We start from the raw sequence: 26,471 nt of genomic DNA on the forward strand, positions 1-26,471 counted from the left end.
GATCATGGGTTTGTTCGATAAACTGAAATCGTTGGTTTCAGATGACAAGAAAGATACGGGCAGCATTGAAATTTTCGCCCCGCTGTCCGGTGAAATTGTCAATATTGAAGATGTGCCGGATGTTGTGTTCGCTGAGAAGATCGTCGGCGATGGCATCGCCATCAAGCCCTCGGGCAACAAAATGGTCGCCCCGGTGGACGGCACCATCGGTAAAATCTTTGAAACGAACCATGCCTTCTCCATTGAATCAGACAGTGGCATTGAGCTGTTCGTCCACTTCGGCATCGACACCGTAGAACTGAAAGGCGAAGGCTTCAGACGCATCGCTGAAGAAGGTCAGCGCGTGAAGAAAGGCGATGTGGTTATTGAATTCGATCTGCCGCTGCTGGAAGAAAAAGCCAAGTCCACCCTGACGCCGGTCGTCATCTCCAATATGGATGAGATCAAAGAGCTGACCAAGCTCTCCGGCACCGTTGTCGTGGGTGAAACACCGGTTATCCGCATTAAGAAGTAATGTCCGCTCTACATTAAAATGCCGGCCCTGGGCCGGCATTTTTATTTCCTGCTGTCATCCAGCCCTAACCTATTATTTATCTTTTTGCCAGTCATTACCGCCATAATTAAGCGGCCGTTTTTCTTAAAATCCAATTAAATTACCAATTACTTTATATTTAAAATAAATTACCTGGCCTGCTTTTTGAAACAACAAAACCAGGCTTGCGAATGAACGCACCTGATCAATTTATGCTTAAATCTATTCAACCGATAGCAAGGCATAAATACTTATGCCTTGCTAAATAACATTATTGCTTAATGTTAGACAGGCCTTTGCAGAATGCTGCGTCTACAGGCTTGTTAGTCGTGGTCAGTACGCCATGCTTGTCACGGCAGCTGGTCGTCTCGTAGCAACCCGTCTGGGTGCCAACCTGAATGTAGTTGTAAGCTGCGGTACAGTTATAGTCTTGACCACCAATAACCTTTTTAGCCTGAGCTTCAGTCATTTTTTGCATAATTTGCATCCTTACTTGGTAAATTAATTTTCTCATTATACCTAATAAATATCAGATAATAGATATCCCTTCATTTGACATGAATATAATAGCCACCACATCCATTTATTAGACGGATTGAAAATTAATAGATAACTACTGACCATGCAAGCAATTTGTAAGCACCAAATTTACAAACAAGCAAAATCCCTAATTACATAGAATAATCCTAACCAATGCAATTGAGGTAAAATGGAAAGATCTTAATGCTAAATAATAATTACAGAATAATTACATCATTGCCAATATATTTTCCGAACTAAACGTTATTTATTTACGTCCTCCTTTCTTTACTCAGAAAGGAGGTCATTCTCAGCCCCTACACGTCATCACTGAATACGCCGGTTGAAAGATAGCGGTCGCCACGATCGCAGATTATCGCCACGATTTTGCTCTCCGGCCGCTCACGCGCAATACGTAACGCGCCCGCCACCGCGCCGCCAGAACTGACGCCGCAAAAAATCCCCTCTTCACGCGCCAGCCGGCGCATGGTGTCTTCCGCCAGTGTCTGCGGCATATCAATAACGGTATCCACCAGCTCCGGCCGGAAAATCCCCGGCAAATACGCCGGCGACCAGCGACGGATGCCGGGGATACTGGCGCCCTCCGCCGGCTGCAATCCCGCAATCTGTACGTCGCGATTCTGCGCTTTCAGGTATTGCGCCACGCCGGTGATAGTTCCGGTCGTTCCCATGCTGGAAACGAAGTGCGTTATCATTCCGCCCGTTTGCCGCCAGATCTCCGGCCCGGTGGTCTGATAATGCGCCAACGCATTATCCGGATTATTAAACTGGTCCAGAATGCGCCCCTCTCCCCGCGCCGCCATGGCCTGCGCCAAATCACGCGCACCTTCCATGCCGTCTTCGCGGCTGACCAGAATCAGCTCCGCGCCATAGGCGCGCATCGACGCCTGACGTTCCCGGCTCATATTTTCCGGCATCAGCAAACGCAGCCGGTAACCTTTCATCGCGGCGATCATCGCCAGCGCGATGCCGGTGTTGCCGCTGGTCGCTTCAATCAGGGTGTCGCCCGGTGCGATGTCACCGCGCAACTCCGCCTGACGAATCATCGACAGCGCGGCGCGATCTTTCACCGAGCCGGCCGGGTTATTCCCCTCAAGCTTTACCCAGACCTCACTCCCCGTTCCTTCAGCCATACGTTGCAGCCGCACCAGCGGCGTGTTGCCGATGCAAGATTCCAGAGTATCCACCTGCTTACTTCCTGATTATCGTTATGCCCAAACAGAAATAAAAAAGCGGAGGTTTCACCTCCGCCTGCACCCGAACGGCGGCGAAGCTACGTTCGCCGCTTCCTGTCACAAACCTATCAGGCGCTTTTAGCCAGCGCAACCGGCTGTAACGGCTTTTCCCCGGCATACAGCCGTGCGTTAAGCCCGCCGACGAAGCAGCGCGCTCCGCGCTTCGGCGCGACACCCGGCCCGGTCAGCACGACGCTGATTGGCTCAGGATGCCACCCCAGCGGCTGTACGCTGAGCTGCCAGTAATGCCCGCGCGGACTGACTTCCAGCACCTGCACCGGCAGCGGGCAACGGGCGCTGATTTGATTTCCGATCTCCATTTCCCACGGACGCAAAAAGAGATCCACCCGCCCCTGATGCAGCGGTGAAAATGCCAGCGGCCAATGATGCTCGCCGATATAAAGCTGGGAACCGCGGATTTCGCCCGCAATCTGGTTCACCTCGCCCAAAAACTCCAGCACGAAGCGGCTGGCCGGCTCGCGCCATACGTCGTCCGGCGTACCGATTTGTTCAATATTCCCCTGGCTCATCACTACGACCCGGTCGGCCACTTCCATCGCTTCTTCCTGATCGTGAGTGACGAACACGCTGGTGAATTTCAGTTCTTCGTGCAACTGACGCAGCCAGCGGCGCAGCTCTTTACGCACCTGAGCGTCCAGCGCGCCGAACGGCTCATCCAGTAACAGGATCTGCGGCTCCACGGCCAGCGCGCGCGCCAGGGCGACGCGCTGCTTCTGCCCGCCGGAAAGCTGGGAAGGAAAACGATCGGCCAGATGGCTGAGCTGAACCATATCCAGCAACTGCATCACCCTGGCGCGGATGGCGGCCGCATCCGGACGTTCACGACGCGGCAATACGCTCAGCCCGAAAGCGATGTTGTCGAACACGCTCATATGGCGAAACAGCGCGTAGTGCTGGAATACAAACCCAACCCGGCGGTCGCGGGCATGTAAGCGGCTGACGTCCTTACCGTTAAAGCTCAGACGCCCGCTGTTCTGCCCTTCCAGGCCGGCAATAATGCGCAGCAGCGTCGTTTTGCCTGAGCCGGACGGCCCCAGCAACGCCACCATTTCCCCGGAAGGGATGTCGAGAGAGATATCGTGCAATACCTGAGTACGTCCGAAATATTTGCTGACCTGCTGAATTTCAATGCTCATTTCGCTTCCTCCGGTGCGCTGCGCACGACCTGCCGGCTCAGACGCCATTGCACCATATTTTTCAAAAACAGCGTCAGGATCGCCATTACCGTCAATAACGCCGCGGCGGTGAAAGCGCCCGCGGTGTTGTAATCCTGATGCAGCAATTCAACCTGCAGCGGCAAGGTGTAGGTTTCCCCGCGAATCGAACCGGAAACCACGGAAACCGCACCGAATTCGCCAATCGCGCGGGCATTGGTCAACACCACGCCATACAGCAACGCCCAACGAATGTTCGGCAACGTCACGCGGCGGAACATCTGCCAGCCGGACGCGCCCAGCAATACCGCAGCCTCATCTTCCTGGCTGCCCTGACTCATCATGACCGGCACCAGCTCGCGCACCACGAACGGACAGGTGACGAAAATTGTTACCAGCACCATGCCCGGCCAGGCGAACATCAATTGAATATCATGCTGATCCAGCCAGCCGCCGAGCGGGCCGTTGGAACCGTAAAACAGCAGGTACAGCAGCCCCGCCACCACCGGCGACACCGCGAACGGAATATCGATCAGCGTCAGCAACAGCTGGCGGCCGGGAAAATGAAACCGCGTGACCAGCCAGGCCAGAAACGTGCCGAAGATCAGATTGGCCGGCACGGTAATCAACGCTACCAGTACAGTCAGCCAAATCGCGTGCAGCATGTCCGGATCGCTCAGGTTCTGCCAAACCACGCCTACGCCGTCAGAAAAAGCGGTGGCGAAAATCGCCACCAAAGGCACGACTAACAACAACACCGAAAACAACACGCCGGTACCAATCAGCAACCATTTAACGCCGTCGATGCGCGGACGGGCGCCCCCGTGAATGACCGGAATATCTGCCATCAATGGCCTCCCACGCGCCGGCCGAAGCGGCTCTGTAGCGTATTAATGCTGAACAGCAACAACAGCGAAGCCGCAAGAATAACCGAAGCGATCGCGCTGGCCGCCGGGTAGTCAAACTCTTGCAGACGAATGAAAATCATCAGCGACGTCACTTCCGTTTTCCAGGCAATGTTCCCGGCGATAAAAATCACCGCGCCGAACTCGCCCAGGCTGCGGGTAAACGACAACGCAGTGCCAGCCAGCAGCGCCGGCGCGACTTCCGGCAACACCACGCGGCGAAAGCTCTGCCAGCGCGAAGCGCCCAGGGTTTGCGCCGCTTCCTCATATTCCGGCCCGAGGTCTTCCAGCACCGGCTGAACGGTACGCACCACGAACGGGATGCTGGTAAACGCCATCGCTACCGCGATCCCCAACCAGGTGAAGGCCACCTTGATGTCAAAATGCGCCAGCCACGCGCCGTACCAGCCGGTAGTGGCAAACAGGCCCGCCAGCGTCAACCCGGCGACGGCGGTCGGCAGGGCGAAAGGCAGATCCATCAGGCCGTCCAGCAGGGTTTTCCCCGGGAATTCATAGCGGGTCAGGATCCACGCCATCAGCATGCCGAACAAAGCATTGAACACGCTGGCCACGCCAGCCGCCAGCAGCGTTACCTTATAGGCGGCGACAACCTGGCCGTTGGTAATCACGTCCCAATATTGTTGCCAGCTCATCTGCGCCAGCTGCATGACCAACGCGCTGAGCGGCAGCAGCAAAATCAGGCAGGTATAGAGCAGGCTGCTGCCCAGGCTCAGCGTGAAGCCCGGCAACACCCGTTTCGGCGCGGCGCGAGAGAGCAGCATCAGCGGTGTCCTTCCGCCAGCAGTTGATCCAACTCTCCGCCGGCGGCAAAGTGCTTACTCATCACCTGCGGCCACCCGCCAAACTGTTCTTCTACGCGAAACAGCTGCGTCGCGGGAAATTGCTCCTTCGCCGCTTCCATCGCCTGCTTATCGTAAACACGGTAATTGAAGCTGGTGATGATCTTCTGCGCCTGCGGGCTGTAGAGGAAATTCAGGTAGGCTTTGGCCGCGTGTTCCGTACCGTTGCGCTCAACGTTTTTATCCACCCAGGCAACGGGGAACTCCGCCAGAATATCCACCGGCGGCACGATAACTTCATACTTGTCGCTGCCGTACTGCTTACGGATGTTATTAACTTCAGACTCAAAACTTATCAGCACGTCGCCCAGGTTACGTTCGACGAAGGTCGTCGTCGCGCCGCGCCCGCCGGTGTCAAAGACCGCGACGTTGCGCAGGAAACGCTTCATCCACTCGCGGGTTTTCTCTTCGTTTCCGCCATCGGCACGGTCGATCGCGCCCCAGGCGGCCAGATAGGTATAACGGCCGTTGCCGGAGGTTTTGGGGTTCGGGAACACCAGCTTCACGTCATCGCGCACCAGGTCGTCCCAGCTCTGAATGTGCTTCGGGTTGCCTTTGCGTACCAGAAACGCCATGGTGGAATAAAACGGCGAGCTGTTGTTCGGCAGACGGCTCTGCCAGTCAGCCGGAATCAGATTACCGCGGTCGTGCAGGATTTGTACGTCAGTAACCTGATTATAGGTGACGACGTCCGCACGCAGCCCCTGCAAAATCGCCAGCGCCTGCTTGGATGAACCCGCATGGGATTGTTTGATGGTCAGCGCGGGGTTGCCCTGCTGCTGCCACTGCTGTTCAAATACCGGGTTCAGCGCGCTGAACAACTCACGGGAGACGTCGTAGGAGCTGTTCAATAATTCCGTGGCGGAAGCGCCCCCTGATGCGAGCAGCGCGGCCAGTATCCATCCTCTCAGCGATATCTTATTCATTCTCTACCTTCAGCCAGATTCGGTGCGGCATAACGCCGTGTTCTGACTGTCAGTGTATTTATAACCGGGATGAAAGATGTAATGGTTTTATATACCGTTTCGTACTGTGTAAGCGTTAAACGCTATAAGCCGGTAACAGGAAGGAAACATATTGCGGGAAGGATTCGCCGGCGCGCGGGCTGCACCGGCGAAAAACGGGATTACAGCGCCAGCAGGCGATCCAAGGAAGGCGCGAAGTAGTAGCTGCCGGTTACCGCGCGGCTGAAGCGCAGCAACTGATCGCGCTTGCCGTCCAGATCGCCGAACATGCTCAGCAGTTGCTGTTCAATGTTGTGCAGATGCGCGCAGTAAGCGATGAACATCAGGCCGTGCTTACCGCTGGCCGTGCCGTACGGCAGGCTCTGGCGCAAAATCTTCAGCCCTTTGCCGTTTTCTTTCAGATCGACGCGGCTGACATGCGAGGTATCCGGGCGCGCATCAGGGTCCAGCTCTTCGCTGTCATGTTTGGTACGGCCGATGATCTGCTCCTGTTGCTCGGTAGAGAAACGCGACCACTGCTTCAGGTTATGTTCCCAGCGCTGAACGAAGACATAGCTGCCGCCGGCGGAGGCGGCGTCATCCTGCCCGATCACGGCCACCAGCGGGCGGGCGTCGTCTACCGGGTTTTCAGTGCCGTCGATAAAACCGCTCAGGTCACGCTCCTCCACCCAACGGAAGCCGTGGATCTCCTCTTCAACCACAATAGCGCCGCCAAATGCGCTCAGCGCGGCCTGGGCCAGGGAGAAGTTGATGTCGTGGCGCAAAGACTGAATATGAATCAGCACATCGCGCTGCGTGGCCGGCGCAATACCGTTCCCCAGCGGCGTGAAGGGTTTCAGGTCGGGGGCGCTTTTGTCCTGGCTCAATTCGCGCCAGACATCATGCCCGAAGGCTACCACCGCGCCCAGGCGCTCCTGCGGATATTGCTGACGCAGCGCATCCAGCGCGGCAACCAGGGCCTTACATCCCTGCCGCAGTCCGGCAAAGTCTCCCGTCGCCTTCGCTTCAATAAAAATGCCGAAACGGCAATGCTCCAGTAAAATGCCGCTCTGGGGTTGAGACATAACGGATCCTCATGCGTGGAAAAAGCCTGTGCTCAGGCTTTTTTAGGGTGAAATACGGCGCATTCTCCCGCGCCTCGTCCGCACCTATTTTACCCGGCGCGGACGCATTTGCCTTGCTTCAAAGCAAAACATGTTTAATACACGGCGGAGCGCCAGATAATTTTGTTCAGCGTCCAGGCACGCAGCGTGACATCGTCCGGCATCAGCTCGGCCGGCCCGCGCCAGTTGCCGGTAAAGAGATAGCTGACGTGGCTGCTGCCCGGCGCGCGGCATTCTACGGCGTTTTCATAATCGCCCGAGGACTTCTGGCAGGCGCCGAATGCCCGCTGGTACAGCTCGCTGAACGGCGTACCGATCCGCACCTTGCCATAGCGGATTTTCGGGTCCATCACGTCAACCTGCTCTACGTTTCCTTTGGACTTACCGGTAATGACCAGCCTGACATCCCCGTCTTCCATCGCCTGATAAAACGCGATGATGTCACCGTTATGGGTCGCCATGCCGGTGCGGATTCGGTAATCGTTGTTCAGCGCCTTGCTGACGGCGTCCTGATCCATACGCGTGCTGGCGGTGATATCGCCAACGCCTTTTTCCGTTACTTCCGGTGTGCTGCTGAACCAGTTAAACGGCGACAGGCTGGACCAGGAGAGCTGACTGAGCGTGGAACAGCCGCTGAGCAGCAACGGTGCGACCAGCAACAGAAAACGGTAATTCATGCGTAAAGCTCCTTGGTTCCCGGCTTACGCCGGCATTATTACATTCAGACCTGATTGGAGTCCTGATCCGGCAAAAAGTGCCGAAAACTATCAATTAAGCGCGCATTCAGCAGCAGGTAGGCCAACGCGGCGATATCAAGCAATAAGAAAGCGCCGGTCATCCACGGCAGGTCGCTTCCCGCCTGCCGGATAAGCATCCCCTGTAAGGCAATCTGGGCCAGCACGCTGGCAATCAGCACCCAGCGCCACCCCTGCCACACACGCGGCCAGCGCTGGCGGTAGCCGCTGAGAATAAACCCCAGCGCCGCCGGCAAGCCAAGCAGCATTCCCAGCCAGAATAACCCCCTGTCGGGGTAAAACAGCATCAGCAGTTCTTCGCCCTGCTGGCGCGACGCGCCGGCGGCCACGAACAACAACCAGGTTTTCGCCAGCAGAATCAATACCAGCCAGAAGGTCCACGGCAGGCGCAGCACGCCGTGGACATCATAATCTTCAGGAGAATAAACGGCTTTTCCCATCTTTTCCGGCAACAGAAACGCTTTTGCTGATAATAAAAAATCGGCCGGCGCCTAAAAATAACGCGCCAGCCGGATAACGAGACGGTTCATACCGCAGCCTCCGAAGGCGGCGGTCTTCAATATTCCTGGTCCTCAATCAGTCGCCTGCCGAGGCAGATAACATCCTGCGGCTCATAGCCCAGCTTTTCATACATGCCGGTTACGGCATCGTTGTCTTCGCGCACCATCAGCTGGATTTTCGGGCAACCCCGGGCAATCAGCTTCTTTTCCAGCCGGCTAATCAGCGCATTGGCTATGCCCCGGCCGCGGAAATCGGGATGAACGCCCAGGTAATATGCATAACCCCGGTGCCCGTCATAGCCCCCCATGACGCTGCCGACAACTTCACCCCCGACCTCGGCCACCAAAAACAAATCAGCATCGTGGTGCAGCTTGCGTTCAATGTCGGTTTCCGGATCGTTCCACGGACGCAACAGATCGCAGCGTTCCCACAGCGTAATCACTTCTTCAAAGTCGGCTTGTTTAAATACGCGGATATCCATGACTCAGGCCGTTATTGATGATTTCTATCCCTGATTATCGCCGGAATGGCCTGATACGCAACGAGAATTATCATCATTTTGCAGAATCAGCGATTTCCTCTGGCCGGCGCGTACAGAAACGATACGAAACAAATGGAAATAGTTATCATCTCGTCGCCATAGCACCGGGTAAGCTACCATTCAATCACGCCCGTCATCTAACGGTAATCACATGAAAGCCTTCTCGAATTTCAGATTATTACCCCGAATTGCTTCCCGTCGTCAATTTCTGCTTTCCGGCCTGGCAATGATGCTGGCCGGCAGCCGGCTTTCGCAGGCGCAGGCCGCGCAATCCATGCTGCGCACGCCGTCGTCGCCCAAAGCCGCGGGCGAGCGCAAAATCGTCATGCTGGACCCGGGGCACGGCGGCATCGACCCCGGTGCAGTCGGCCATCAGGGCGCCAAAGAAAAACACGTGGTGCTGGAAATCGCCCACTCCGTGCGCGACTGCCTGCGGGAGACCCCGAACATCGAGGTACGCATGACCCGCGAGGATGACTACTTTATTCCCCTCTACCGCCGGGTGGAAATCGCCCACGAGCACCGGGCCGATCTGTTCGTCTCCATTCACGCCGATGGTTATACCAATGCCGCCGCCTCAGGCGCCTCGGTGTTCGCGCTCTCCAACCGCGGCGCCAGCAGCGCCATGGCGCGCTACATGTCGCAGCGCGAAAACGACGCCGACCGCATCGCCGGCGCCCAATACGCCGAAAAGGACAATGACTATCTGCAACAGGTGTTGTTCGATCTGGTCCAGACCGACACCATCAAGAATGGCCTGATGCTGGGCAACCACGTACTGGATCACATCCGTTCGGTTCATCGTCTGCACAGCGGAGAAACCGAACAGGCCGCCTTCGCGGTGCTGAAGTCGCCTTCGGTTCCCTCCGTGCTGGTTGAAACGTCGTTCATCACCAACCATCAGGAAGAAAAGCTGCTCAGCACCCCCGCATTCCGCCAGGAAATCGCCAGGGCGATCGCCGGCGGCATCGTTAAATATATCGATTATTTCAATGCCAACGAGCGACGCCGCCCCGGATGATGTTTGATATACTGACCGCTTTCGTCTGTCATCCATCATTGAAAAGCGATCATGAGCCAGCCTTCTTCGTTACCGGTCAGGGAGTTTCTGCTTACTTTGCAGGACACCCTTTGCCATAAACTCGCCGCCGCCGACGGCGGTCATTTTCTCGAAGACGACTGGCAGCGCGAGGCCGGCGGCGGCGGGCGCAGCCGCATACTGCGCGACGGCGGCGTATTCGAACAGGCCGGCGTCAACTTCTCTCACGTACATGGTGCGGCCTTACCGGCTTCAGCGAGCGCGCACCGGCCGGAGCTGGCCGGACGCAGCTTCACCGCAATGGGCGTGTCGCTGGTACTGCACCCGCGCAACCCCTACGTTCCCACCAGCCACGCCAACGTGCGCTTCTTTATTGCGGAAAAGCCGGGCGAAGCGCCGGTCTGGTGGTTCGGCGGCGGTTTCGATCTCACGCCGTTTTACGGCTTCCGCGAGGACGTGCTTCACTGGCACCGTACCGCCCGCGACCTGTGCCGCCCGTTCGGTGACGATGTTTACCCCCGTTACAAGGCCTGGTGCGATGATTATTTTTATCTCAAACACCGCGCTGAAGCGCGCGGCGTGGGCGGGTTGTTCTTCGATGATCTGAACACGCCGGATTTCGATCGCTGCTTTGCCTTTACCCGCGCCGTGGGCGAAGGCTTTCTTTCCGCCTATATGCCGATCCTCGAACGCCGCCGCGACATGCCCTGGGGAGAACGGGAACGTCAGTTCCAGCTTTACCGCCGCGGACGTTACGTCGAATTTAACCTGGTGTGGGACCGCGGTACGCTGTTCGGGCTGCAAAGCGGCGGACGTACCGAATCCATTCTGATGTCCATGCCGCCCCTGGTGCGCTGGGAATACGACTATCAACCGGCGGAGGGCAGCCCGGAAAGCGCCCTCAGCCGCGATTTTTTGCCGGTCCGCGACTGGCTGGGAGAAGCCGGTGAATAAGCAATCTTGTACACAAATCTGGGTCGATGCCGATGCCTGCCCCAACGTTATCAAAGAAGTCCTGTTCCGGGCGGCAGAGCGAACGCAAACGCCGGTAACCCTGGTCGCCAATCAGCCGATCCGCACTCCGCCCTCGCGGATTATCCGCAGCCTGTGCGTCCCGGCCGGGTTCGACGTGGCCGACAATGAAATCGTACGCCGCATCGCGCCCGGCGATCTGGTTATCACGGCGGACATCCCGCTGGCGGCCGAAGCGCTGGACAAAGGCGCCGCCGCCCTGAACCCGCGCGGCGAGCGGTATACCGAAGCCACCATCAAAGAACGCCTGACCCTGCGTGACTTTATGGACACGATGCGCGCCAGCGGGGTACAAACCGGTGGTCCGGCAGCGCTGAACCAGCGCGATCGCCAACAGTTCGCCGCCGAGCTGGACAAATGGCTGCTGGAGAAAAGCCGCAGGCCGGCTTAAACGTTAATTCGCTTTGGCGGTGTACCAGACGCAGTCCGCATTATCCCGCGTAACAACAACACCCTGCTCCACCCGCATCCCCCTCAGCACCGTGTCCGGCACGGTGTCTTCCGCATGCAACCAAACCAGGTGTGCCCGGCAATCACGGGAAAAGACATGAAGGCATGCTGAGGTGCCGTTATTCAGAAACAATAAACACAACCTCAAAAAGAAAGAAATAATGAGTGGGAAGATGAAAAATCTGACATATCCCATTTCAATACCGTTTTTTTTACAGAAAAATAAATTTCCTTACCTTCAGGAATATATTCACAAAAAAAATATTAGTCATATATATCCATCTTTCGGGGAAATTCGTGCAGCTGCGATTTTCCACATAGCAGATGGTTTCTCATACCATGGAAAAGGAGTTCATCACTGTTATAACCCCTAAATAGATACCAGAGTCACCCAAAGGATATTATAAGCGGCATTAAATATACAAAATCTTTATGTAATGCCAAATCATATCAGTATGAAATATATAAAAAGCCTTTAGTTCCAACTTTGGAAAGGAGCTGTTGTCATGAAGATAAAAATAAGCACAATCGCTTGCCTGATTCAGGCTGCGTTATTTGCACCATCCAGTTATGCGGTCGATAGCATTGACATCAAGAATAATTCTGGTCAAACAATCTTCACCGCCAAAATTTATGGTACTCAAGATGGTCCTTATACCGAGAGTAACGATAAACCGGTGAAATCGACCTGGAATCTGGATAGTAACAGCAGAACCAATATTCTTCAGGGCCTCAGCTACTGGGCACAAATGCTTAAACCTGTAGCCGGGCAGTCGCCGATCATTATTAATATTGGCACATATAATGAAGAGAACGCCTCGGCCGGCAGCTCTCCGGTTGAAGCCGGTCCGGGTCTGGCGGTAACCGCCTTTCAGGCCATGTTCCAAAATATTCCCGTTAAGGATGAGGATCTCGAATATGGCGCCCACGGCGTTATAAACGTCGGGAAAATGAATTTTGACAACAACACCGGCCCGTGGCGGAGTGTTCCTACCGGAATGGATAAGTTAAGTCTGCCCGCTATTATTGTGCATGAACTTGCCCATGCGCTTGGCATGAATACCCTGATTGTTGATGAGAATAAAAACCCGACCTCTTCCCCAGCCAATCCTAAAATGAACGATACTGCGTTGTATGCCTGGATGGTGGGTCTGCGGGATGACAATGATAAAGCCGCCCAGGTTGGGCAGTCCATATGGTGTTCAGTCTGTGAAAATCCGGACACAGATAATGTATTCGATCTGAGAAAGGACCAGGGTTATTTCAGCGGGAAAAACGTTACTGAAGTCCTTGCCGGAGCGCTTAAAGGCATTCCGGTTAAGCTTATGTCCGATGATGAAACCATCAACACCGATTATATGTCACACTCTGAGCTGAAAAACAGCCTGCTCAGCCACCAGTCATTCCGTAATTATATGGCGCCGATGGAAGCGGAATTAGCCATGCTTCAGGATCTGGGTTATAACCTCGATCGGCGGGACTATTATGGTTCATCCATTTATGGCGATAATCAAACCATTCAAAATGATAATGGCTACTTTAAACGTAACGACGCGGGTACCGCGTATTTATCCGGCGAGTTTAATACCGCCACGCTCGGCACCGGCTTGCACATTTACGGCAGCAATAATACCGTTTATCAGAATGCCGACCTGCTGACGTCCGGCGAAGCCGGCGTAGGTATCCGCATTGACGGCGGCGAGAATACAGTGATTATTCCGCAAAAGACGAAGGTTATCGCCAACGGCACCAACGGCTACGGCATACTGGTCGCCTACGGTAAAGAACACCGGATTATCCAGCAAGGCACCGTTGAGGGGGATATCGGCGCGGCCTTTGACTTCGGCTCCAATATCCTGGGCTCGGAGTCTGGCCTGAAGGGTTCATACATTGATACCACCGCAAGCCAGGTTCCCGACGAACTCCAGGGGGCCGCCGTTGAATCCTACGACATCTCCGGTCATCTGAAAGGCAAACAAGCCGCCATTTTCGCCAACTGGAACAGCTGGGTTAAGCAGTTTAATATCCTCAACGGCGCCACCATCTCCGGAGATATCGTCTCCGACTACAGCCAAAAGGATGAAGATGGCAATGTCCGCGTCACGCAGATCAACTTCGGCAAGGCGATGAATACGGACGGCAGCGCATCGGACGCACCGGATGAAAATTTCAGCTTCACTTACAACGGCAATATCCGCTCGCAGTTGGATACATCCAACATTGTGCTGAATTTTGCCGCGGGTACGACATCACTCAACGGCAGTCACTTGCTCCTGGGGGCCGAGATCCTGCCGGATGCCACGCTCAAGGGCAACAGTACCTATAAAGTTGCCAGCGGTAATGCGCTTATTAACAGCGGCACACTTGCGCCGGGCAACAGTATCGGAACGATCACGCTTGAGGGTGATTACAAACAAACCCAGACAGGCACGTTGCTGCTGGAAACGCAGGCCGCAGACTATGACAGCCTGGTGATCAACGGCAATGCCCAGCTGGACGGCCGTTTGCTGCTTGACGTACTGCCGGATTACTATCAAAGCAACTGGCAGCGGACAACCAGTGAGCTGCTAAAAGTCAGCGGCAGCGTCACGAATGCCTTCAGCAGCGTTAGCGGCCAAATCGCCTCCCCGACATTAACGCTGACGTCGCGTAATACGGGCAGCGAAGACGTGTTTTATCTCACCCGCAGTGCGGGCGCATATAGCCAGTATGCCAACAACGCCAACAGCCGCGCCGCAGGCAATGCGTTGAGCAATATCAGCAACGGCGCCACCCCGCCCTCCGGTGATATGACGTCATTATTGCGTGCGCTGGATTTCTCCGCGACCGATGGCAGCGACATCAGCCGGGCGCTGCCCAAGCTGACCCCTGAGGTTTACAGCATGGCCGCCAATAACTCGCTCAACCGCGAGCACCAGCTCAGCGACATGTTGCTGGACACAGGAAAAAAAGTCCCCGCCGGCGAATGGCGAAGCTTTGCCGTTCCCTTCGGCGGTGGCTTCTGGCAAGACAGCAATGCCGCCACCGTCGGGTACAATGCGTCCAGTTATGGCATTCTGGCCGGCGCGGAGAAAGGCAGTGAGCGCTTTGACGACTGGACCTTCGGCTTCCACGGCGCCGTCAGCGGCCAAAAAGCCGATGCCAAGTCCCCCTATGACGCCACCGCCAAATCCACCGCGGTGAACGCCGGCCTGCATGCCCGCTACGCCGTCGATGAAACCGAGGGGCTGTGGCTGTTCGGCCAAACCCGTCTGGGCGTGGAAGATGACCGGATGGACCGCCGCATTTACGCCAACGGCTACAGCGGCCGCGCCCACGGTAAGTGGACGGGTCTGAATGCCAGCCTTAACGGCACGGTAGGTTATCGCTTTAAACTGAACGAAATGTTCAGCACCGGTCCGTTCGCCACCCTCGACTATACCCTGCTGCACATGCCGGACGTCACGGAGTCCGGCGACAATGCCCTGAAAGTTTCCGGCAGCAACCTGAACTCCGTCAGATCGACGCTGGGCGTCAGCGGAGATTACAACCAACCGCTCGCGAACGGCAGCGCACTGAAAACCTCGCTGCGTCTGGGCTGGGACAAAGAGTTGGCGGATAACGGCCTCAGTACCGATGCCCATTTCACCGGTTATAACAATGCGGGGATGCGCGTTGATAACAGCCTGGGCAAACGGGATGCCATGAAAGCGGCGCTCACGGCGGATTACAGCCTGAACCACGACATCAACATGGGCGTGAACGTCAGCAGCCGTCTCTTCCGTTCTGATGCCAGTTCGGTGGAAGGGAATCTGTACGTTCGCTGGCGTTTCTGATGACCTGACGGGCAGCGGCTCTGTTTCCGGGCAGAGTCGCTCTCCTCTTTCCTGTTTTCCAGCGATTAAAAAAAACGGCCCGGGAAATCCCGGGCCGTTCATCTGCCTGATTACGCTTACAGCGGCTGCGTTTGCGCCTCAACGACCGACAGCGCCACCATATTCACGATACGACGCACGGAAGCGATCGGCGTCAGGATATGCACCGGCTTGGAAATCCCCATCAGCACCGGCCCGACGGTCACCCCTTCCGATGACGTCACGCGCAGCAGGTTATAGCTGATACGCGCGGCCTCCATGTTCGGCATGATCAGGATATTGGCGGAACCGCGCAGCGGGCTGTCCGGCATCAGGTCGTTACGGATACTCTCCACCAGCGCCGCATCACCATGCATTTCGCCGTCAATTTCCAGCTCCGGCGCCCTTTCGTTAACCAGCGCCAGCACCTGACGCATTTTGCGCGCGCCGGCACAGTCAGAGGTGCCGAAGCTTGAGTGCGACAGCAGGGCTACCTTCGGTTCGATCCCGAAGCGGCGCACCGTCTCTGCCGCCATCAGCGTGATTTCGGCCAGTTCCTCAGCGCTCGGGTCTTCATTGACGTAGGTATCAGTGATGAAGGTATTGCCGCTGGGCAGTAACAGGGCGTTCATCGCCCCGGCCACATGGCGATCCTTACCGTAGCCGAAAATGGCGTGCACGATCTCATAATGCTCATGATAGGTGCCGATGGTGCCGCAAATCATGGCGTCAGCCTCGCCGCGGTGCAGCATGATCGCCGCAATCACCGTGGTATTGCCGATCACCGCACGCCGTGCCTGCTCCTGAGAAATGCCGCGCCGCTTCATGACGTTGTAATACTCACGCCAGTACTCATTAAAGCGCGGATCGGACTGGTTGTTGACGATCTCAAAGTCTTTGCCCGGCTCGATACGCAAACCGAGTTTCTTAATGCGCATTTCGATCACGTTCGGGCGCCCGATCAAAATCGGCTGGGCTAATCCCAACGTCACCAGCTCCTGCGTTGCGTGCAATACGCGCTCTTCTTCACCTTCCGCCAGCACCACGCGCTTGGGCGCTTTTCTGGCCTGGGAGAAGATCGGCTTCATGAACAGGTTGGTTTTATAAACGAACTCCGTCAGATGCTCGATATAGGCATCGAAATCCTCAATCGGCCGGGTTGCGACGCCGGAATCCATTGCCGCTTTCGCCACCGCCGGCGCGATCTTCACAATCAGACGCGGGTCAAACGGCTTGGGAATGATGTATTCCGGCCCGAAGGAGAGCTCCTGATCGCCATAGGCGGAAGCCACCACTTCGCTTTGCTCGGCCAGCGCCAGGTCGGCAATGGCATGTACCGCCGCCAGCTTCATCTCTTCGTTAATGGTCGTCGCGCCGACGTCCAGCGCGCCACGGAAGATGAACGGGAAGCAGAGAACGTTATTAACCTGGTTCGGAAAATCAGAGCGGCCGGTGCAGATGATGGCATCCGGGCGAACCTCTTTCGCCAGCGGCGGCAGGATTTCCGGCTCCGGGTTAGCCAGCGCCAGGATCAGCGGGTCGCGCGCCATGGTTTTCACCATGTCCTGCGTCATTACGCCGGGGCCGGAGCAGCCGAGGAAAATATCCGCCTGCGGAATCGCATCGGCCAGCGTACGCCAGCCGTTGTCTTTGATGGCGTAAGCCGCCTTGCTTTCCGCCATGTGCTCATCACGGCCCTGATAGATAACGCCCTTGGAGTCGCAGGCGGTGATGTTTTCGCGCTTCAGCCCCAGCGCCACCAGCAGGTTAAGGCAGGCGATAGCCGATGCCCCGGCGCCGGACACCACCAGGCGCACGTCGCTGATCTGCTTTTTCACCACGCGCAGCCCGTTCAGAACGGCGGCGGTACAGATGATGGCAGTACCGTGCTGATCGTCATGGAATACCGGGATCTTCATGCGCTCACGCAGTTTCTTCTCAATATAGAAGCATTCCGGCGCCTTGATGTCTTCCAGGTTAATCCCGCCGAACGTCGGCTCCAGCGCTGCGACCACATCGATCAACTTATCCGGATCCAGCTCGTCTATCTCAATGTCAAAAACGTCGATACCGGCGAATTTCTTAAACAGAACGCCTTTCCCTTCCATTACCGGTTTCCCGGCCAGTGCGCCGATATTGCCAAGGCCAAGTACCGCAGTCCCGTTGGAAATCACCGCCACCAGGTTGCCGCGCGCGGTGTATTTATAGGCGGCCAGCGGGTCTTTCTCAATTTCCAGACAGGGCGCGGCAACGCCGGGAGAGTACGCCAGGGCGAGATCGCGCTGGGTGGCAAGAGGCTTGGTCGGGACAACCTGAATTTTTCCGGGTACGGGGAATTCGTGAAAATCAAGAGCGCTTTGTTTGAGTTGTTCGTCCATTGTAGGGTCCTTGTTACAGCTTATGGTTTACTATATTGACGTCTTTTTGAATTTACCCAGTATAGTGGCGAAAATCCGCGAAACCATGCGTCAGGCCAAAATACGGAAAAAGAAATGATTGCGCAGGTTAACCAAAAGGCATTTTCCGGAACAAGCATTCACTCAGGAACAGATAATCCGGAATTTCAGTAAGTTGATAACAGCAACGTCCTCAGGGTAACACAGATTTGTTTCAGCAGGTTTTCATCATAGGGCAGCCAAAATACCGGTGCTGCATCTTCCTTTTCCTGCTGTACGTCCATTTTTACCGGCGCGCCCGCGCGGGTTACGCGCCCGGTCGTCAGGTTGATCGCATACTCCCCCACGCTGGCCTGGTTCCGCGCAATCCCCAAACGTCCGGCGGCGATATCCCCGGCAAACAACCGGTGCAATACCTCCCGGCGCATTGCGCCAATCCGCCCGGTCTGGCTCAGAAAGCGTAAATGTTTCTCGCGGTGATGGGCGGGAAGCCCATCATCATCCGTAGAAACCGCCGCAATACCCGCCCGGCTGACCAGCAAATCAACCGCACGGCAGATTTCGGAAAACAGTACCGGCGGCAGCCGTGCAGCGTCAACGGCTTCCCATCCCCGCTGCTCCTGACGCAAAAAACGGATCTCACCCGATGCGCCCCACCCTTGCACGCCGGGATACAAGCGGGCACCAACATGAAATTCAGCACGAAACGCGCCGAAACGGCGCACCAGCACGCCGTCGTCCCAGCCGCCGCCGATATGCCATCCTTCACGGCCCGCCAGCCCCAACAGGGGGCGCAGCGCCAGTTGATAACCGCTAAACGCGCCGGCATGGAATCCATCTTGTTGTTCATCGTAAAAATAGTATTCCCGGAACGCCTGGCGGAACGGTTGCGCCAGGCGCTGCGTCATGATGCGCGCCTGCCAGGCATCCCGCTCATCCTGCGCAGAATACAGCGGATGCCAGAGCGCAATGCGTTCCTCATCCGCGAAGGCCAGCGCCGTGCCGTCCGCCGCCACGAATTTCCCGTTACGCTCCGGCAAAAATGCGCGTACCGCTTGCCCCGGCGTCTGCACGCACCAGATTAATGTGCGAACCAGCGTACCCGCCGCCGGCGACTCCAGCAGTTTCTCCCGCCATTCCGGAACGGAAAACGTGGTTTCCTGCCAGAGACAGGCCTCCAGACAGGTCGCCAGTACGCCCTTTCCCCGCTTACCCGCCGGTAAAAGATCGCCGAGCCGCAGAGCCGTTTCGGGCCGCTGCGCCAGGGCGCGTTCGGCCGGTTTGAGATTCCGGGCCAGCTTTTTGTTAATCCCCGCATGGCGCGTCACGTTCAGCGCCGCACGCAGCGCGCGGACGCCCTCCGGCGTTGGCACGCCTTCTACGGCATGCCCCAGCGCGACGGTCAGCGATTGCGAAGGCAGGGTTTTCGCCGTCACCGACGCCGGCGCAGCCGCTGCGCCGGGCAGCAGGCGTTCAATCAGCGCCCCCAGCCACGCTTCATCACGCCAGGCGGCCACCCGCACCATGCGGGCAATGACGTGGGCATCCTCAACCGGGAAAGCGCCGTCAGCAACATAGGGGATCGCACCGCGCTGGATGTCATTGATGCGTTCGGTCGCCTCCGTTACCAACGCCTGCGCCAGGGCGAGATACGCCGGTTCTTCACTCAGCAAATGCAGGGGATCGCGCCATTCGTCCTGCTCTCTGGGGTGATAATACGCCGTCTGCGATGAGGCCAGGGCAAGCACACTGCTGAAAGCCAGCTGCGGCAGCAGTGAAAACTCCCGCTGCGCATAAGGCGCATTTTCACAATAAGCGGCAACGGCCCGGTTCAGGCGCTCCCGGTGTCTCTTATCCACAAACGCACTCAGGCAAAATGCCTGATAACGATGCCGTGCCCAGTGGTCATCGTCATACCGGCGCTCTCCGCTCCCTGTCAGAATCCGCTCCAGCTCCCCGGCAAGCCCGGCACATGGCGCCTGTGTCAGCCAGGCCAGGGACTGAACCGCCTCGTCCCACGCGTGCAACTGCCGGAATAGCGCCAGGGCATCGGCGTCCCCCAGGGCGGGAAGGCGGTGCTGCCATCCGTACTCCAGCACGGCGTAGGCCAGTTCCCGCTGCGCCGGAGAGTCGAAATTATTGCGCTGACGGTACGCCGCAGGCCACAGCGCCCCCAACTCCTCTGCGGAAAGTTCGCTCAGGTCGGGAAGAGGACTTCCCGGCCGGGGAAGGTCGGAAGCGTCGGCGTTCAGGCAGGCAAGCAGCCAGGTAAACGGTGAGAAAGCAGACATCGTGAAACTCCTTTTTCTTAGCGTGCCCGTCAGGGGTTACACCACCCCTGTAACTGCGCGTATTGCAACAGCATAATGGTTTTCCCGTCCTTAATCCGTCCGTCGCGTACCGCGCTCAGCGCCTCGACGAACGACATTTCAACCACTTCGATATCTTCATCTTCAATACCACCGCCCCGCCCGCTCTGCTGCGCCGGCTCGTACGGCGCGGCGAAAAAGTGTATCAGCTCCGTTACGCCGCCCGGCGACATATAGGCTTCGAACAGCTTGGTCGCTTCGCCGACGTGAAAACCGGTTTCTTCCATCGCCTCCCGCCGCACGCACGCCTCCGGCTCATCGCCGTCCAGCAGGCCCGCGCAGGCTTCCAGCAGCATACCGTCCGGGTTGCCGTTGAGATAGGTGGGAAGGCGAAACTGGCGCGTCAGGATCACGCTTTGCCGCGCCAGGTTATACAGCAGAATGGTGGCGCCGTTGCCGCGATCGTAAACCTCGCGCATCTGACGCACCACGCCGCCGCCGCGACGCGGAAGATCAAAGACATATTTACGCAGCACGAACCAGTTATCGGACAGCAGTTCGTCCGAAATCATGTTGATTTTCATATCGATCTCTTTCAGACAGGGAACCGTAAGCAAACGCCAGTCTGCGGGGAAATGCAAGTGGGTTATTGCGCGGGGGCGCGGGGGAAAAGAACGGCGCCGTCCATTAAACGGCGCGGCGCCGGTCGCGGTTCATCAGAATCAGAAACCGCTGGGGATGCCTCTCATGTCAGGCAGCTTGTGCGCGATGCCTTTATGGCAATCGATACAGGTTTGCCCGGCTTTAATGCCTTCGTCGTGCATACGTGAAGCAACGGTCTTCTGCGCGGTAAAGTCCATATATTCGAAATTATGGCAGTTACGGCACTCCTGCGAATCGTTCCCCTTCATGCGCGCCCATTCGTTCTCCGCCATGGTTAACCGGTGTGCCTCAAACTTCTGCGGCGTATCGATCAGGCCGAACGTTTTGGCATACAGCTCCTTGCTCGCTTTGATTTTACGCACCATCTTCGGCACCCACTCTTTCGGCACGTGGCAATCCGGACAGGTTGCCCGCACGCCGCTGCGGTTGCTGTAGTGAATGGTGTCCATGTACTCCTGATACACGTTATCGCGCATTTCATGGCAGCTGATACAGAATTTCTCCGTATTCGCCATTTCCATGCCGGTGTTGAAACCACCCCAGAACAAAATTCCGGCGATAAAACCCAACAGCAGCAACGTTCCCAACGCCAGACGGCTCGGCCGGCGCCACCACTGCCATAAGCGGCGGATCAGGCCAGGCTTTTTGCCTTCAGGCGCGGTTGATTTTTGTTCAGCCATGATTCCCCCTGATTACTGACCAAAGCCCGGCGCAGGCGTAAAGCTGTTGCCGACAATCGGCGCCGCGTCAGCTTGCGGCACATGGCATTGCAGACAGAAGTAGCGGCGCGGCGCGACTTCGCCCAAAACTTTGCCGTCACTGTCCATAAAGTGCGTCGGGCTGATGCGCGGCGAGTTGGTCGCGCGATAGCTCTGAACGCCGTGACATTGCAGACAACGGTTGGTGTTTTTCGTTACCTGATATCCGTCAACGCTGTGCGGGATCATCGGCGGCTGGTTAACATAGTTCAGCGCCATACGATCCTGTTCCTTAGGCATCCTCACCTGCCCTTCTGCCGTTCCGGATACCTCAGGGGATACACTGAGATCGACGCCATTGCTTGTCGCATAAGCCGCGCCGGCGATCGCCAGGGACAGCAGCATTGCCCACAAGGAAAGCCGCTTCTTCAGGACATTGCTTTTCATTATTTAGCTCCCGAACGATGAAATCGTGTCTTAAATTCGAATACGTGCTCTGCACACACATCCATGCAACGTCCGCAGCTGATGCAATCTTTGCTCAATACCAGCGGACTGTGATTTTTATTTAATACAGGGTCGCGTAACACCTGTGACTCAGGACAAACGTGGAAACAATCCATGCAACGGTTACAGTTCTCTCGATTTTCCGCGCTGACGCGCACCACCGCTTTGGCTCCCATCGCGCCGTACAGTGCGCCGATCGGGCAGAGATGCCCGCACCAGCCGTGCTCCGTCACCAACAGGTCATACAGGAAGATGGCCACAATCAGCCACAACCCCGCCCCTGCGCCGAAAATCAAACTGCGCCCTAACAAGGCCACCGGATTCAGCCATTCCCACAGCAGGGAACCGCTTACCGCGCTTCCCGCCAACACCGCCAGCAAAATGCCGTAGCGCGCGTTTCTGGAAAGCTGGGCCGACTGACGGATGCCAAGGCGGCGACGCAACCAGGCCGCCAGATCGGTAACCGGATTAAGCGGACACACCCAGGAGCAGAACGCCCTGCTGGCGATCAGGCTGTAACCCCCGGCCACCAGCAGCGCGCCGACCAGCGCGGTCAGTGCCGGCCAGTGCCCGGCGACCAGGCTTTCCAGCATTATCAGCGGATCGGTCAGCGGAATGACGTCCAGCAACATGCTGCTGCTGTAGTTCCCTTTCAGTATCCACACCCCAAACAGCGGGCCGGACAGGAACATCAGCAACACCAGCGCCTGGCTCAGGCGGCGCAGCACCAGCCAACGATGGCTGAGCCACCAGCCTTTGCGTAAACGGGCTTCGCGCCCGGCATCACGTACGCTGTTCGCCATTATTCACCTCCCTGCGGACGACGAATGGGGACGACGGGGGTTTCCGGCACCAGTGCATGACCGGCTTTCTCCTTCTCCACCCATCCCAGGCGGTAGTGCTGCCCGAGTTCGCCGCGCGCCAGCGCCAGCGGCAACACTTTGATTGCCGCCACGTCCAGCACGCACGCCTCCTCGCATTTCCCGCAACCGGTGCAGGCATTGCTGTGCACGGTCGGAATGAAGCGCGCGTGTTTCCCCGTGCGTTCGTTCCGGCTCATCTCCAGAGTTATCGCCTTGTCGATCTGCGGACAAACGCGATAACACACGTCACAGCGCAACCCCTGCCAGTTCAGGCAATTTTCCTGATCAAGCAGAACCGCCAGCCCCATGCGCGCATCATCGATGTTGGTCAGCGCCGGATCGAGCGCGCCGCTCGGACATTCCACCACGCAGGGGATGTCCTCGCACATTTCACACGGTATCTCCCTGGCAACGAAATAAGGCGTACCGGCGCTCAGCGGCGACACCAGCGTCGCCAGCTTCAGCGTGTCATACGGACAAGCCTGTACGCATTGCCCGCAGCGAATGCAGGCGCTCTCAAACTTTCCGTCCGGCAACGCGCCGGGCGGGCGCAGCGCCAGGCCATCGCGCGCCTGGGATTGCTTTTGCTGCAACCCCATCAGCAACGCCAGCCCGGCCAGCCCTCCGGCGCCCCGCACCGCGTCGCGCAAAAAGCGACGCCGCGCAGGCCCTTTATCTCGTTGTTCAGTCATCAGGCTTCGCTCCCTGCGTGTTAAACCTTCTCAACCTTAACGGCGCACTTCTTGAAATCCGTCTCTTTCGACAGCGGATCGGTCGCGTCCAGCGTCAGAATGTTAACCAACTGGGCCGCATCGAAGAACGCCATGTACACCAGGCCCTGCGGTACGCGGTTACGGCCGCGGGTTTCCACCAGGGACATCACCTCGCCGCGGCGGGAAGAGATCTTCACCTTGTCGCCACGGCGCAGGCCGCGCGTCTTGGCATCCTGCGGATGGATAAACAGGACGGATTCCGGGAATGCGCGGTGCAGTTCCGGGACGCGGCGCGTCATCGAGCCGGTGTGCCAGTGCTCCAGCACGCGGCCGGTAGACAGCCACAGGTCGTATTCTTTGTCCGGGCTTTCCGCAGCAGGTTCGAAAGGCAGGGCGAAAATCACCGCTTTGCCGTCCGGCTTGCCGTAGAAACGCACGCCCTCGCCCTCTTTCACGAACGGGTCGTAGCCTTCACGGTAACGCCACAGCGTTTCTTTCCCGTTCACCACCGGCCAGCGGATGCCGCGGGAGTTGTGATAAGCCTCGAAGTCCGCCAGGTCATGGCCGTGACCGCGACCAAATCCGGCGTACTCTTCGAACAGCCCTTTCTGCACGTAGAAACCAAAATCGCGTGATTCATCGTTCAGGCGGTCGGCCGGCAGTTCATCAACGCTGAACTTGTCCGCCACGCCGTTGGCGTACAGCACGTCAAACAACGTTTTGCCGCGCAGTTCCGGTTTCTTGCCGATCAATTCTTCCGGCCAGACATCTTCCACCTTGAAGCGTCTGGAGAATGCCATGACCTGCCACAGGTCGGATCTTGCCTCGCCCGGCGCCTTAATCTGCTGGCGCCAGAACTGGGTACGACGCTCGGCGTTACCGTATGCGCCTTCTTTTTCCACCCACATCGCCGTTGGCAGAATCAGGTCTGCAGACAGGGCGCTGACGGTCGGATACGGATCGGATACCACGATGAAGTTGCGCGGATCGCGCCAGCCGGGCATACGTTCCTGGTTGATGTTCGGACCGGCCTGCATGTTGTTGGTGCACATGGTCCAGTAGAAGTTGAGCTTGCCGTCTTTCAGCGCGCGATCCTGTGCGATGGCGTGCAGACCGATCTTGTCCGGAATGGTGCCGGCCGGCAGTTGCCATTTCTCTTCGGTGATCTGGCGGTGCTTCTCGTTGGTCACCACCATGTCGGCGGGCAAACGGTGGGCGAAGGTGCCGACTTCACGGGCGGTGCCGCACGCGGAGGGCTGACCGGTCAGCGAGAACGGGCCGTTGCCCGGCTCGGAGATCTTGCCCGTCAGCAGGTGAATGTTGTAGCACAGGTTGTTCGCCCATACGCCGCGGGTATGCTGGTTGAAGCCCATGGTCCAGTAAGACACGACCTTCACTTTCGGGTCGGCATACAGCTTCGCCAGCGCTTCCAGCTGATCCTTAGGCACGCCGCTCATCTCGGCCGTCTTGTCCAGGGTATACTCGGACACGAACGCCTTGTAATCCTCGAAGCTCATCGGCTCGGAGCCGTCGCCGCCGGGGTTCTTCGCGGCTTTTTCCAGCGGATGATCCGCGCGCAGGCCATAACCGATGTCGGTCACGCCTTTGCGGATGTTGACGTGCTTCTCCAGGAACTCGTGGTTTACCGCGTTGTTCTGAATGATGTAGTTGGCGATGTAGTTCAGGATCGCCAGATCGCTCTGCGGCGTGAAAATCATCCCGTTGTCCGCCAGCTCGAAGCTGCGGTGTTCAAACGTGGACAGCACGGCCACTTTAACGTTGTTATCGCTCAGACGGCGGTTGGTGATGCGCGACCACAGGATCGGGTGCATCTCCGCCATGTTGGAGCCCCACAGCACGAACGCATCGGCCTGCTCGATGTCATCGTAGCAGCCCATCGGCTCGTCCATACCGAAGGTACGCATGAAGCCGACCACGGCGGAAGCCATGCAATGGCGCGCGTTGGGGTCGATGTTGTTGGAGCGGAAGCCGCCCTTGAACAGCTTGGATGCGGCATAGCCCTCCCAAACCGTCCACTGTCCGGAACCAAACATACCAATGCCGGTCGGGCCTTTATCTTTCAGGGTTGCTTTGACCTTTTCTTCCATAATGTCGAAGGCCTGATCCCAACTGATCGGGGTAAATTCGCCTTCTTTATGGAATTTGCCGTCGCGCATACGCAGCAACGGCTGGGTCAGACGGTCTTTACCGTACATAATCTTGGGCAGGAAATAACCCTTGATGCAGTTCAGACCACGGTTTACCGGCGCGTCCGGGTCGCCCTGTGAGGCAACCACGCGACCGTTCTGGGTGCCGACCAGCACCCCGCACCCGGTACCGCAGAAGCGGCACGGCGCTTTATCCCACTTAATTTCATCCGCCCCGCCCACCACGGCCTGGGCCACTGTGGGGATGGTCAGCCCCGCAGCTGCTGCGGCAGCGGCGACGGCGTTGGCTTTCATGAAGTCACGACGACTGAGTTTCATGGCGTATCCTCACCTTGCTCATCCTGCTGGTGATAAACCAGCGACACCGCCAGCACGCCTGCCACATTGCGCGCTGACTCAATCCTATCCAGCAATACTCCGGTGTCATCATCTTGCATAACGACCACCAGCTTGCCTTCTTTTTGTTCTGATACAGCCACCTCGGTTCCCGGCCAGGATTCCAGCTCCCGGATAACTTCCGGTATCGCTTCTGGCCTGGCCTGAACTACCAGGCTGCAAACATGCCACAGTTCATTGCTCATGGTACGTTTCCCGGTGTTAACGACGTCTTCTGCTCGTTGTTGGGTAAAACCTGGTTGGGTAAAACCTGATTAGGTAAAACGGATTCGGGCAACGCCGCTTCCTGAGG

25 protein-coding genes are annotated in these 26,471 nt (G+C 57.4%); 5 read left to right on the forward strand and 20 right to left on the reverse strand.

The window, feature by feature from the left end:
* The first annotated feature begins 4 nt into the window (after positions 1–4).
* The gene (gene crr / locus C8D90_RS09950) at positions 5–514 is read left to right on the forward strand and encodes a PTS glucose transporter subunit IIA (RefSeq protein ID WP_115458292.1); all 510 of its coding nucleotides are present in this window, start codon (positions 5–7) and stop codon (positions 512–514) included.
* A gap of 289 nt (positions 515–803) precedes the next feature.
* On the opposite strand, the gene C8D90_RS09955 is transcribed toward crr, so the two are convergent.
* The 10 genes from C8D90_RS09955 to C8D90_RS10000 all read right to left on the reverse strand — a co-directional run bounded on the left by C8D90_RS09955 (position 804) and on the right by C8D90_RS10000 (position 9,052).
* Positions 804–1,010 carry a DUF4762 family protein gene (locus tag C8D90_RS09955; RefSeq protein ID WP_162844387.1) on the reverse strand — a complete coding sequence of 69 codons (207 nt, stop codon included), beginning with the start codon at positions 1,008–1,010 and terminating at the stop codon, positions 804–806.
* Positions 1,011–1,368: 358 nt separating this feature from the next.
* The gene (gene cysM / locus C8D90_RS09960) at positions 1,369–2,259 is read right to left on the reverse strand and encodes a cysteine synthase CysM (RefSeq protein WP_115458294.1); all 891 of its coding nucleotides are present in this window, start codon (positions 2,257–2,259) and stop codon (positions 1,369–1,371) included.
* Positions 2,260–2,375: 116 nt separating this feature from the next.
* A complete protein-coding gene (cysA, locus tag C8D90_RS09965; protein ID WP_115458295.1) occupies positions 2,376–3,464 on the reverse strand; it encodes a sulfate/thiosulfate ABC transporter ATP-binding protein CysA in 1,089 nt (362 codons plus the stop codon).
* Positions 3,461–4,330 carry a sulfate/thiosulfate ABC transporter permease CysW gene (gene cysW, locus C8D90_RS09970; RefSeq protein ID WP_115458296.1) on the reverse strand — a complete coding sequence of 290 codons (870 nt, stop codon included), beginning with the start codon at positions 4,328–4,330 and terminating at the stop codon, positions 3,461–3,463. The genes cysA and cysW overlap by 4 nt, the downstream gene beginning before the upstream one ends.
* A complete protein-coding gene (gene cysT, locus C8D90_RS09975) occupies positions 4,330–5,169 on the reverse strand; it encodes a sulfate/thiosulfate ABC transporter permease CysT (RefSeq protein ID WP_115458297.1) in 840 nt (279 codons plus the stop codon). Before cysT ends, cysW begins: the two co-directional genes overlap by 1 nt.
* Positions 5,169–6,173 (reverse strand): sulfate ABC transporter substrate-binding protein, encoded by a 1,005-nt coding sequence (locus C8D90_RS09980; protein WP_115458298.1) that lies wholly within the window; start codon positions 6,171–6,173, stop codon positions 5,169–5,171. Before C8D90_RS09980 ends, cysT begins: the two co-directional genes overlap by 1 nt.
* A 200-nt stretch (positions 6,174–6,373) precedes the next feature.
* Positions 6,374–7,276 carry a Dyp-type peroxidase gene (locus C8D90_RS09985; protein ID WP_115458299.1) on the reverse strand — a complete coding sequence of 301 codons (903 nt, stop codon included), beginning with the start codon at positions 7,274–7,276 and terminating at the stop codon, positions 6,374–6,376.
* A 134-nt stretch (positions 7,277–7,410) separates the two neighbouring features.
* Positions 7,411–7,992, reverse strand: a complete 582-nt coding sequence (locus C8D90_RS09990) for an RpoE-regulated lipoprotein (RefSeq protein ID WP_115458300.1) — start codon at positions 7,990–7,992, stop codon at positions 7,411–7,413.
* Positions 7,993–8,036: 44 nt separating this feature from the next.
* Complete coding sequence (locus C8D90_RS09995) at positions 8,037–8,510, reverse strand: DUF2919 domain-containing protein (RefSeq protein ID WP_115458301.1); 474 nt, start codon at positions 8,508–8,510, stop codon at positions 8,037–8,039.
* 116 nt (positions 8,511–8,626) lie between these two features.
* A complete protein-coding gene (locus C8D90_RS10000; RefSeq protein WP_115458302.1) occupies positions 8,627–9,052 on the reverse strand; it encodes a GNAT family acetyltransferase in 426 nt (141 codons plus the stop codon).
* Between the two features lie 211 nt (positions 9,053–9,263).
* Between C8D90_RS10000 and amiA the strand changes: the two genes are divergently transcribed.
* The 3 genes from amiA to C8D90_RS10015 are packed head-to-tail and all read left to right on the forward strand — an operon-like array spanning position 9,264 to position 11,574.
* Positions 9,264–10,133, forward strand: a complete 870-nt coding sequence (gene amiA / locus C8D90_RS10005; protein WP_115458303.1) for an N-acetylmuramoyl-L-alanine amidase AmiA — start codon at positions 9,264–9,266, stop codon at positions 10,131–10,133.
* Positions 10,134–10,184: 51 nt separating this feature from the next.
* Positions 10,185–11,105 (forward strand): oxygen-dependent coproporphyrinogen oxidase, encoded by a 921-nt coding sequence (hemF, locus tag C8D90_RS10010; RefSeq protein WP_115458304.1) that lies wholly within the window; start codon positions 10,185–10,187, stop codon positions 11,103–11,105.
* A 16-nt stretch (positions 11,106–11,121) separates the two neighbouring features.
* A complete protein-coding gene (locus C8D90_RS10015) occupies positions 11,122–11,574 on the forward strand; it encodes a YaiI/YqxD family protein (RefSeq protein WP_196238503.1) in 453 nt (150 codons plus the stop codon).
* Positions 11,575–11,577: 3 nt separating this feature from the next.
* Here C8D90_RS10015 and C8D90_RS10020 read toward each other — a convergent pair whose 3' ends face one another.
* Positions 11,578–11,766, reverse strand: a complete 189-nt coding sequence (locus C8D90_RS10020; RefSeq protein WP_147291349.1) for a hypothetical protein — start codon at positions 11,764–11,766, stop codon at positions 11,578–11,580.
* Positions 11,767–12,631: 865 nt separating this feature from the next.
* On the opposite strand from C8D90_RS10020, the gene C8D90_RS10025 reads away from it, so the two are divergent.
* Positions 12,632–15,448 carry an autotransporter outer membrane beta-barrel domain-containing protein gene (locus C8D90_RS10025; RefSeq protein WP_162844388.1) on the forward strand — a complete coding sequence of 939 codons (2,817 nt, stop codon included), beginning with the start codon at positions 12,632–12,634 and terminating at the stop codon, positions 15,446–15,448.
* Positions 15,449–15,564: 116 nt separating this feature from the next.
* Here the strand turns inward: C8D90_RS10025 and maeB are convergent, their stop codons facing one another.
* The 9 genes from maeB to napD form a co-directional block, all read right to left on the reverse strand.
* On the reverse strand, positions 15,565–17,844 hold the full coding sequence (gene maeB, locus C8D90_RS10030; RefSeq protein WP_115458308.1) for an NADP-dependent oxaloacetate-decarboxylating malate dehydrogenase: 2,280 nt from the start codon (positions 17,842–17,844) through the stop codon (positions 15,565–15,567).
* Positions 17,845–18,029: 185 nt separating this feature from the next.
* Positions 18,030–20,153, reverse strand: coding sequence for a DUF4132 domain-containing protein (locus C8D90_RS10035; RefSeq protein WP_115458309.1), 2,124 nt, complete (start codon positions 20,151–20,153; stop codon positions 18,030–18,032).
* Positions 20,154–20,182: 29 nt separating this feature from the next.
* Positions 20,183–20,755, reverse strand: a complete 573-nt coding sequence (nudK, locus tag C8D90_RS10040; protein ID WP_115458310.1) for a GDP-mannose pyrophosphatase NudK — start codon at positions 20,753–20,755, stop codon at positions 20,183–20,185.
* A gap of 138 nt (positions 20,756–20,893) precedes the next feature.
* On the reverse strand, positions 20,894–21,514 hold the full coding sequence (gene napC / locus C8D90_RS10045) for a cytochrome c-type protein NapC (protein WP_115458311.1): 621 nt from the start codon (positions 21,512–21,514) through the stop codon (positions 20,894–20,896).
* Between the two features lie 12 nt (positions 21,515–21,526).
* On the reverse strand, positions 21,527–21,979 hold the full coding sequence (napB, locus tag C8D90_RS10050) for a nitrate reductase cytochrome c-type subunit (protein ID WP_115458312.1): 453 nt from the start codon (positions 21,977–21,979) through the stop codon (positions 21,527–21,529).
* A complete protein-coding gene (gene napH / locus C8D90_RS10055; protein ID WP_115458313.1) occupies positions 21,979–22,842 on the reverse strand; it encodes a quinol dehydrogenase ferredoxin subunit NapH in 864 nt (287 codons plus the stop codon). The genes napB and napH overlap by 1 nt, the downstream gene beginning before the upstream one ends.
* Positions 22,842–23,594 carry a ferredoxin-type protein NapG gene (napG, locus tag C8D90_RS10060; RefSeq protein ID WP_115458314.1) on the reverse strand — a complete coding sequence of 251 codons (753 nt, stop codon included), beginning with the start codon at positions 23,592–23,594 and terminating at the stop codon, positions 22,842–22,844. Before napG ends, napH begins: the two co-directional genes overlap by 1 nt.
* Before the next feature lie 20 nt (positions 23,595–23,614).
* Complete coding sequence (gene napA, locus C8D90_RS10065) at positions 23,615–26,101, reverse strand: nitrate reductase catalytic subunit NapA (RefSeq protein ID WP_115458315.1); 2,487 nt, start codon at positions 26,099–26,101, stop codon at positions 23,615–23,617.
* Entirely contained in the window at positions 26,098–26,364 is a 267-nt protein-coding gene (gene napD / locus C8D90_RS10070) for a chaperone NapD (RefSeq protein ID WP_115458316.1), read from the reverse strand. Before napD ends, napA begins: the two co-directional genes overlap by 4 nt.
* Positions 26,365–26,471: the final 107 nt, after the last annotated feature.

The sequence above is a fragment of the Enterobacillus tribolii genome (genome assembly GCF_003363015.1).
GTDB classification, from domain to species: domain Bacteria; phylum Pseudomonadota; class Gammaproteobacteria; order Enterobacterales; family Enterobacteriaceae; genus Enterobacillus; species Enterobacillus tribolii.

Excerpts from the sequence above, each read along its gene's own strand:
- maeB (WP_115458308.1), bottom strand. The coding sequence starts at position 17,844 with ATGGACGAACAACTCAAACAAAGCGCTCTTGATTTTCACGAATTCCCC.
- amiA (WP_115458303.1), top strand. The coding sequence starts at position 9,264 with ATGAAAGCCTTCTCGAATTTCAGATTATTACCCCGAATTGCTTCCCGT.
- C8D90_RS09995 (WP_115458301.1), bottom strand. The coding sequence starts at position 8,510 with ATGGGAAAAGCCGTTTATTCTCCTGAAGATTATGATGTCCACGGCGTG.
- napA (WP_115458315.1), bottom strand. The coding sequence starts at position 26,101 with ATGAAACTCAGTCGTCGTGACTTCATGAAAGCCAACGCCGTCGCCGCT.
- napC (WP_115458311.1), bottom strand. The coding sequence starts at position 21,514 with ATGGCTGAACAAAAATCAACCGCGCCTGAAGGCAAAAAGCCTGGCCTG.
- napB (WP_115458312.1), bottom strand. The coding sequence starts at position 21,979 with ATGAAAAGCAATGTCCTGAAGAAGCGGCTTTCCTTGTGGGCAATGCTG.
- nudK (WP_115458310.1), bottom strand. The coding sequence starts at position 20,755 with ATGAAAATCAACATGATTTCGGACGAACTGCTGTCCGATAACTGGTTC.
- cysT (WP_115458297.1), bottom strand. The coding sequence starts at position 5,169 with ATGCTGCTCTCTCGCGCCGCGCCGAAACGGGTGTTGCCGGGCTTCACG.
- C8D90_RS10035 (WP_115458309.1), bottom strand. The coding sequence starts at position 20,153 with ATGTCTGCTTTCTCACCGTTTACCTGGCTGCTTGCCTGCCTGAACGCC.
- C8D90_RS09955 (WP_162844387.1), bottom strand. The coding sequence starts at position 1,010 with ATGCAAAAAATGACTGAAGCTCAGGCTAAAAAGGTTATTGGTGGTCAA.
- C8D90_RS10025 (WP_162844388.1), top strand. The coding sequence starts at position 12,632 with ATGGATAAGTTAAGTCTGCCCGCTATTATTGTGCATGAACTTGCCCAT.
- C8D90_RS09990 (WP_115458300.1), bottom strand. The coding sequence starts at position 7,992 with ATGAATTACCGTTTTCTGTTGCTGGTCGCACCGTTGCTGCTCAGCGGC.
- napH (WP_115458313.1), bottom strand. The coding sequence starts at position 22,842 with ATGGCGAACAGCGTACGTGATGCCGGGCGCGAAGCCCGTTTACGCAAA.
- napD (WP_115458316.1), bottom strand. The coding sequence starts at position 26,364 with ATGAGCAATGAACTGTGGCATGTTTGCAGCCTGGTAGTTCAGGCCAGG.
- hemF (WP_115458304.1), top strand. The coding sequence starts at position 10,185 with ATGAGCCAGCCTTCTTCGTTACCGGTCAGGGAGTTTCTGCTTACTTTG.
- C8D90_RS09985 (WP_115458299.1), bottom strand. The coding sequence starts at position 7,276 with ATGTCTCAACCCCAGAGCGGCATTTTACTGGAGCATTGCCGTTTCGGC.
- cysW (WP_115458296.1), bottom strand. The coding sequence starts at position 4,330 with ATGGCAGATATTCCGGTCATTCACGGGGGCGCCCGTCCGCGCATCGAC.
- C8D90_RS10000 (WP_115458302.1), bottom strand. The coding sequence starts at position 9,052 with ATGGATATCCGCGTATTTAAACAAGCCGACTTTGAAGAAGTGATTACG.
- napG (WP_115458314.1), bottom strand. The coding sequence starts at position 23,594 with ATGACTGAACAACGAGATAAAGGGCCTGCGCGGCGTCGCTTTTTGCGC.
- crr (WP_115458292.1), top strand. The coding sequence starts at position 5 with ATGGGTTTGTTCGATAAACTGAAATCGTTGGTTTCAGATGACAAGAAA.
- C8D90_RS09980 (WP_115458298.1), bottom strand. The coding sequence starts at position 6,173 with ATGAATAAGATATCGCTGAGAGGATGGATACTGGCCGCGCTGCTCGCA.
- cysA (WP_115458295.1), bottom strand. The coding sequence starts at position 3,464 with ATGAGCATTGAAATTCAGCAGGTCAGCAAATATTTCGGACGTACTCAG.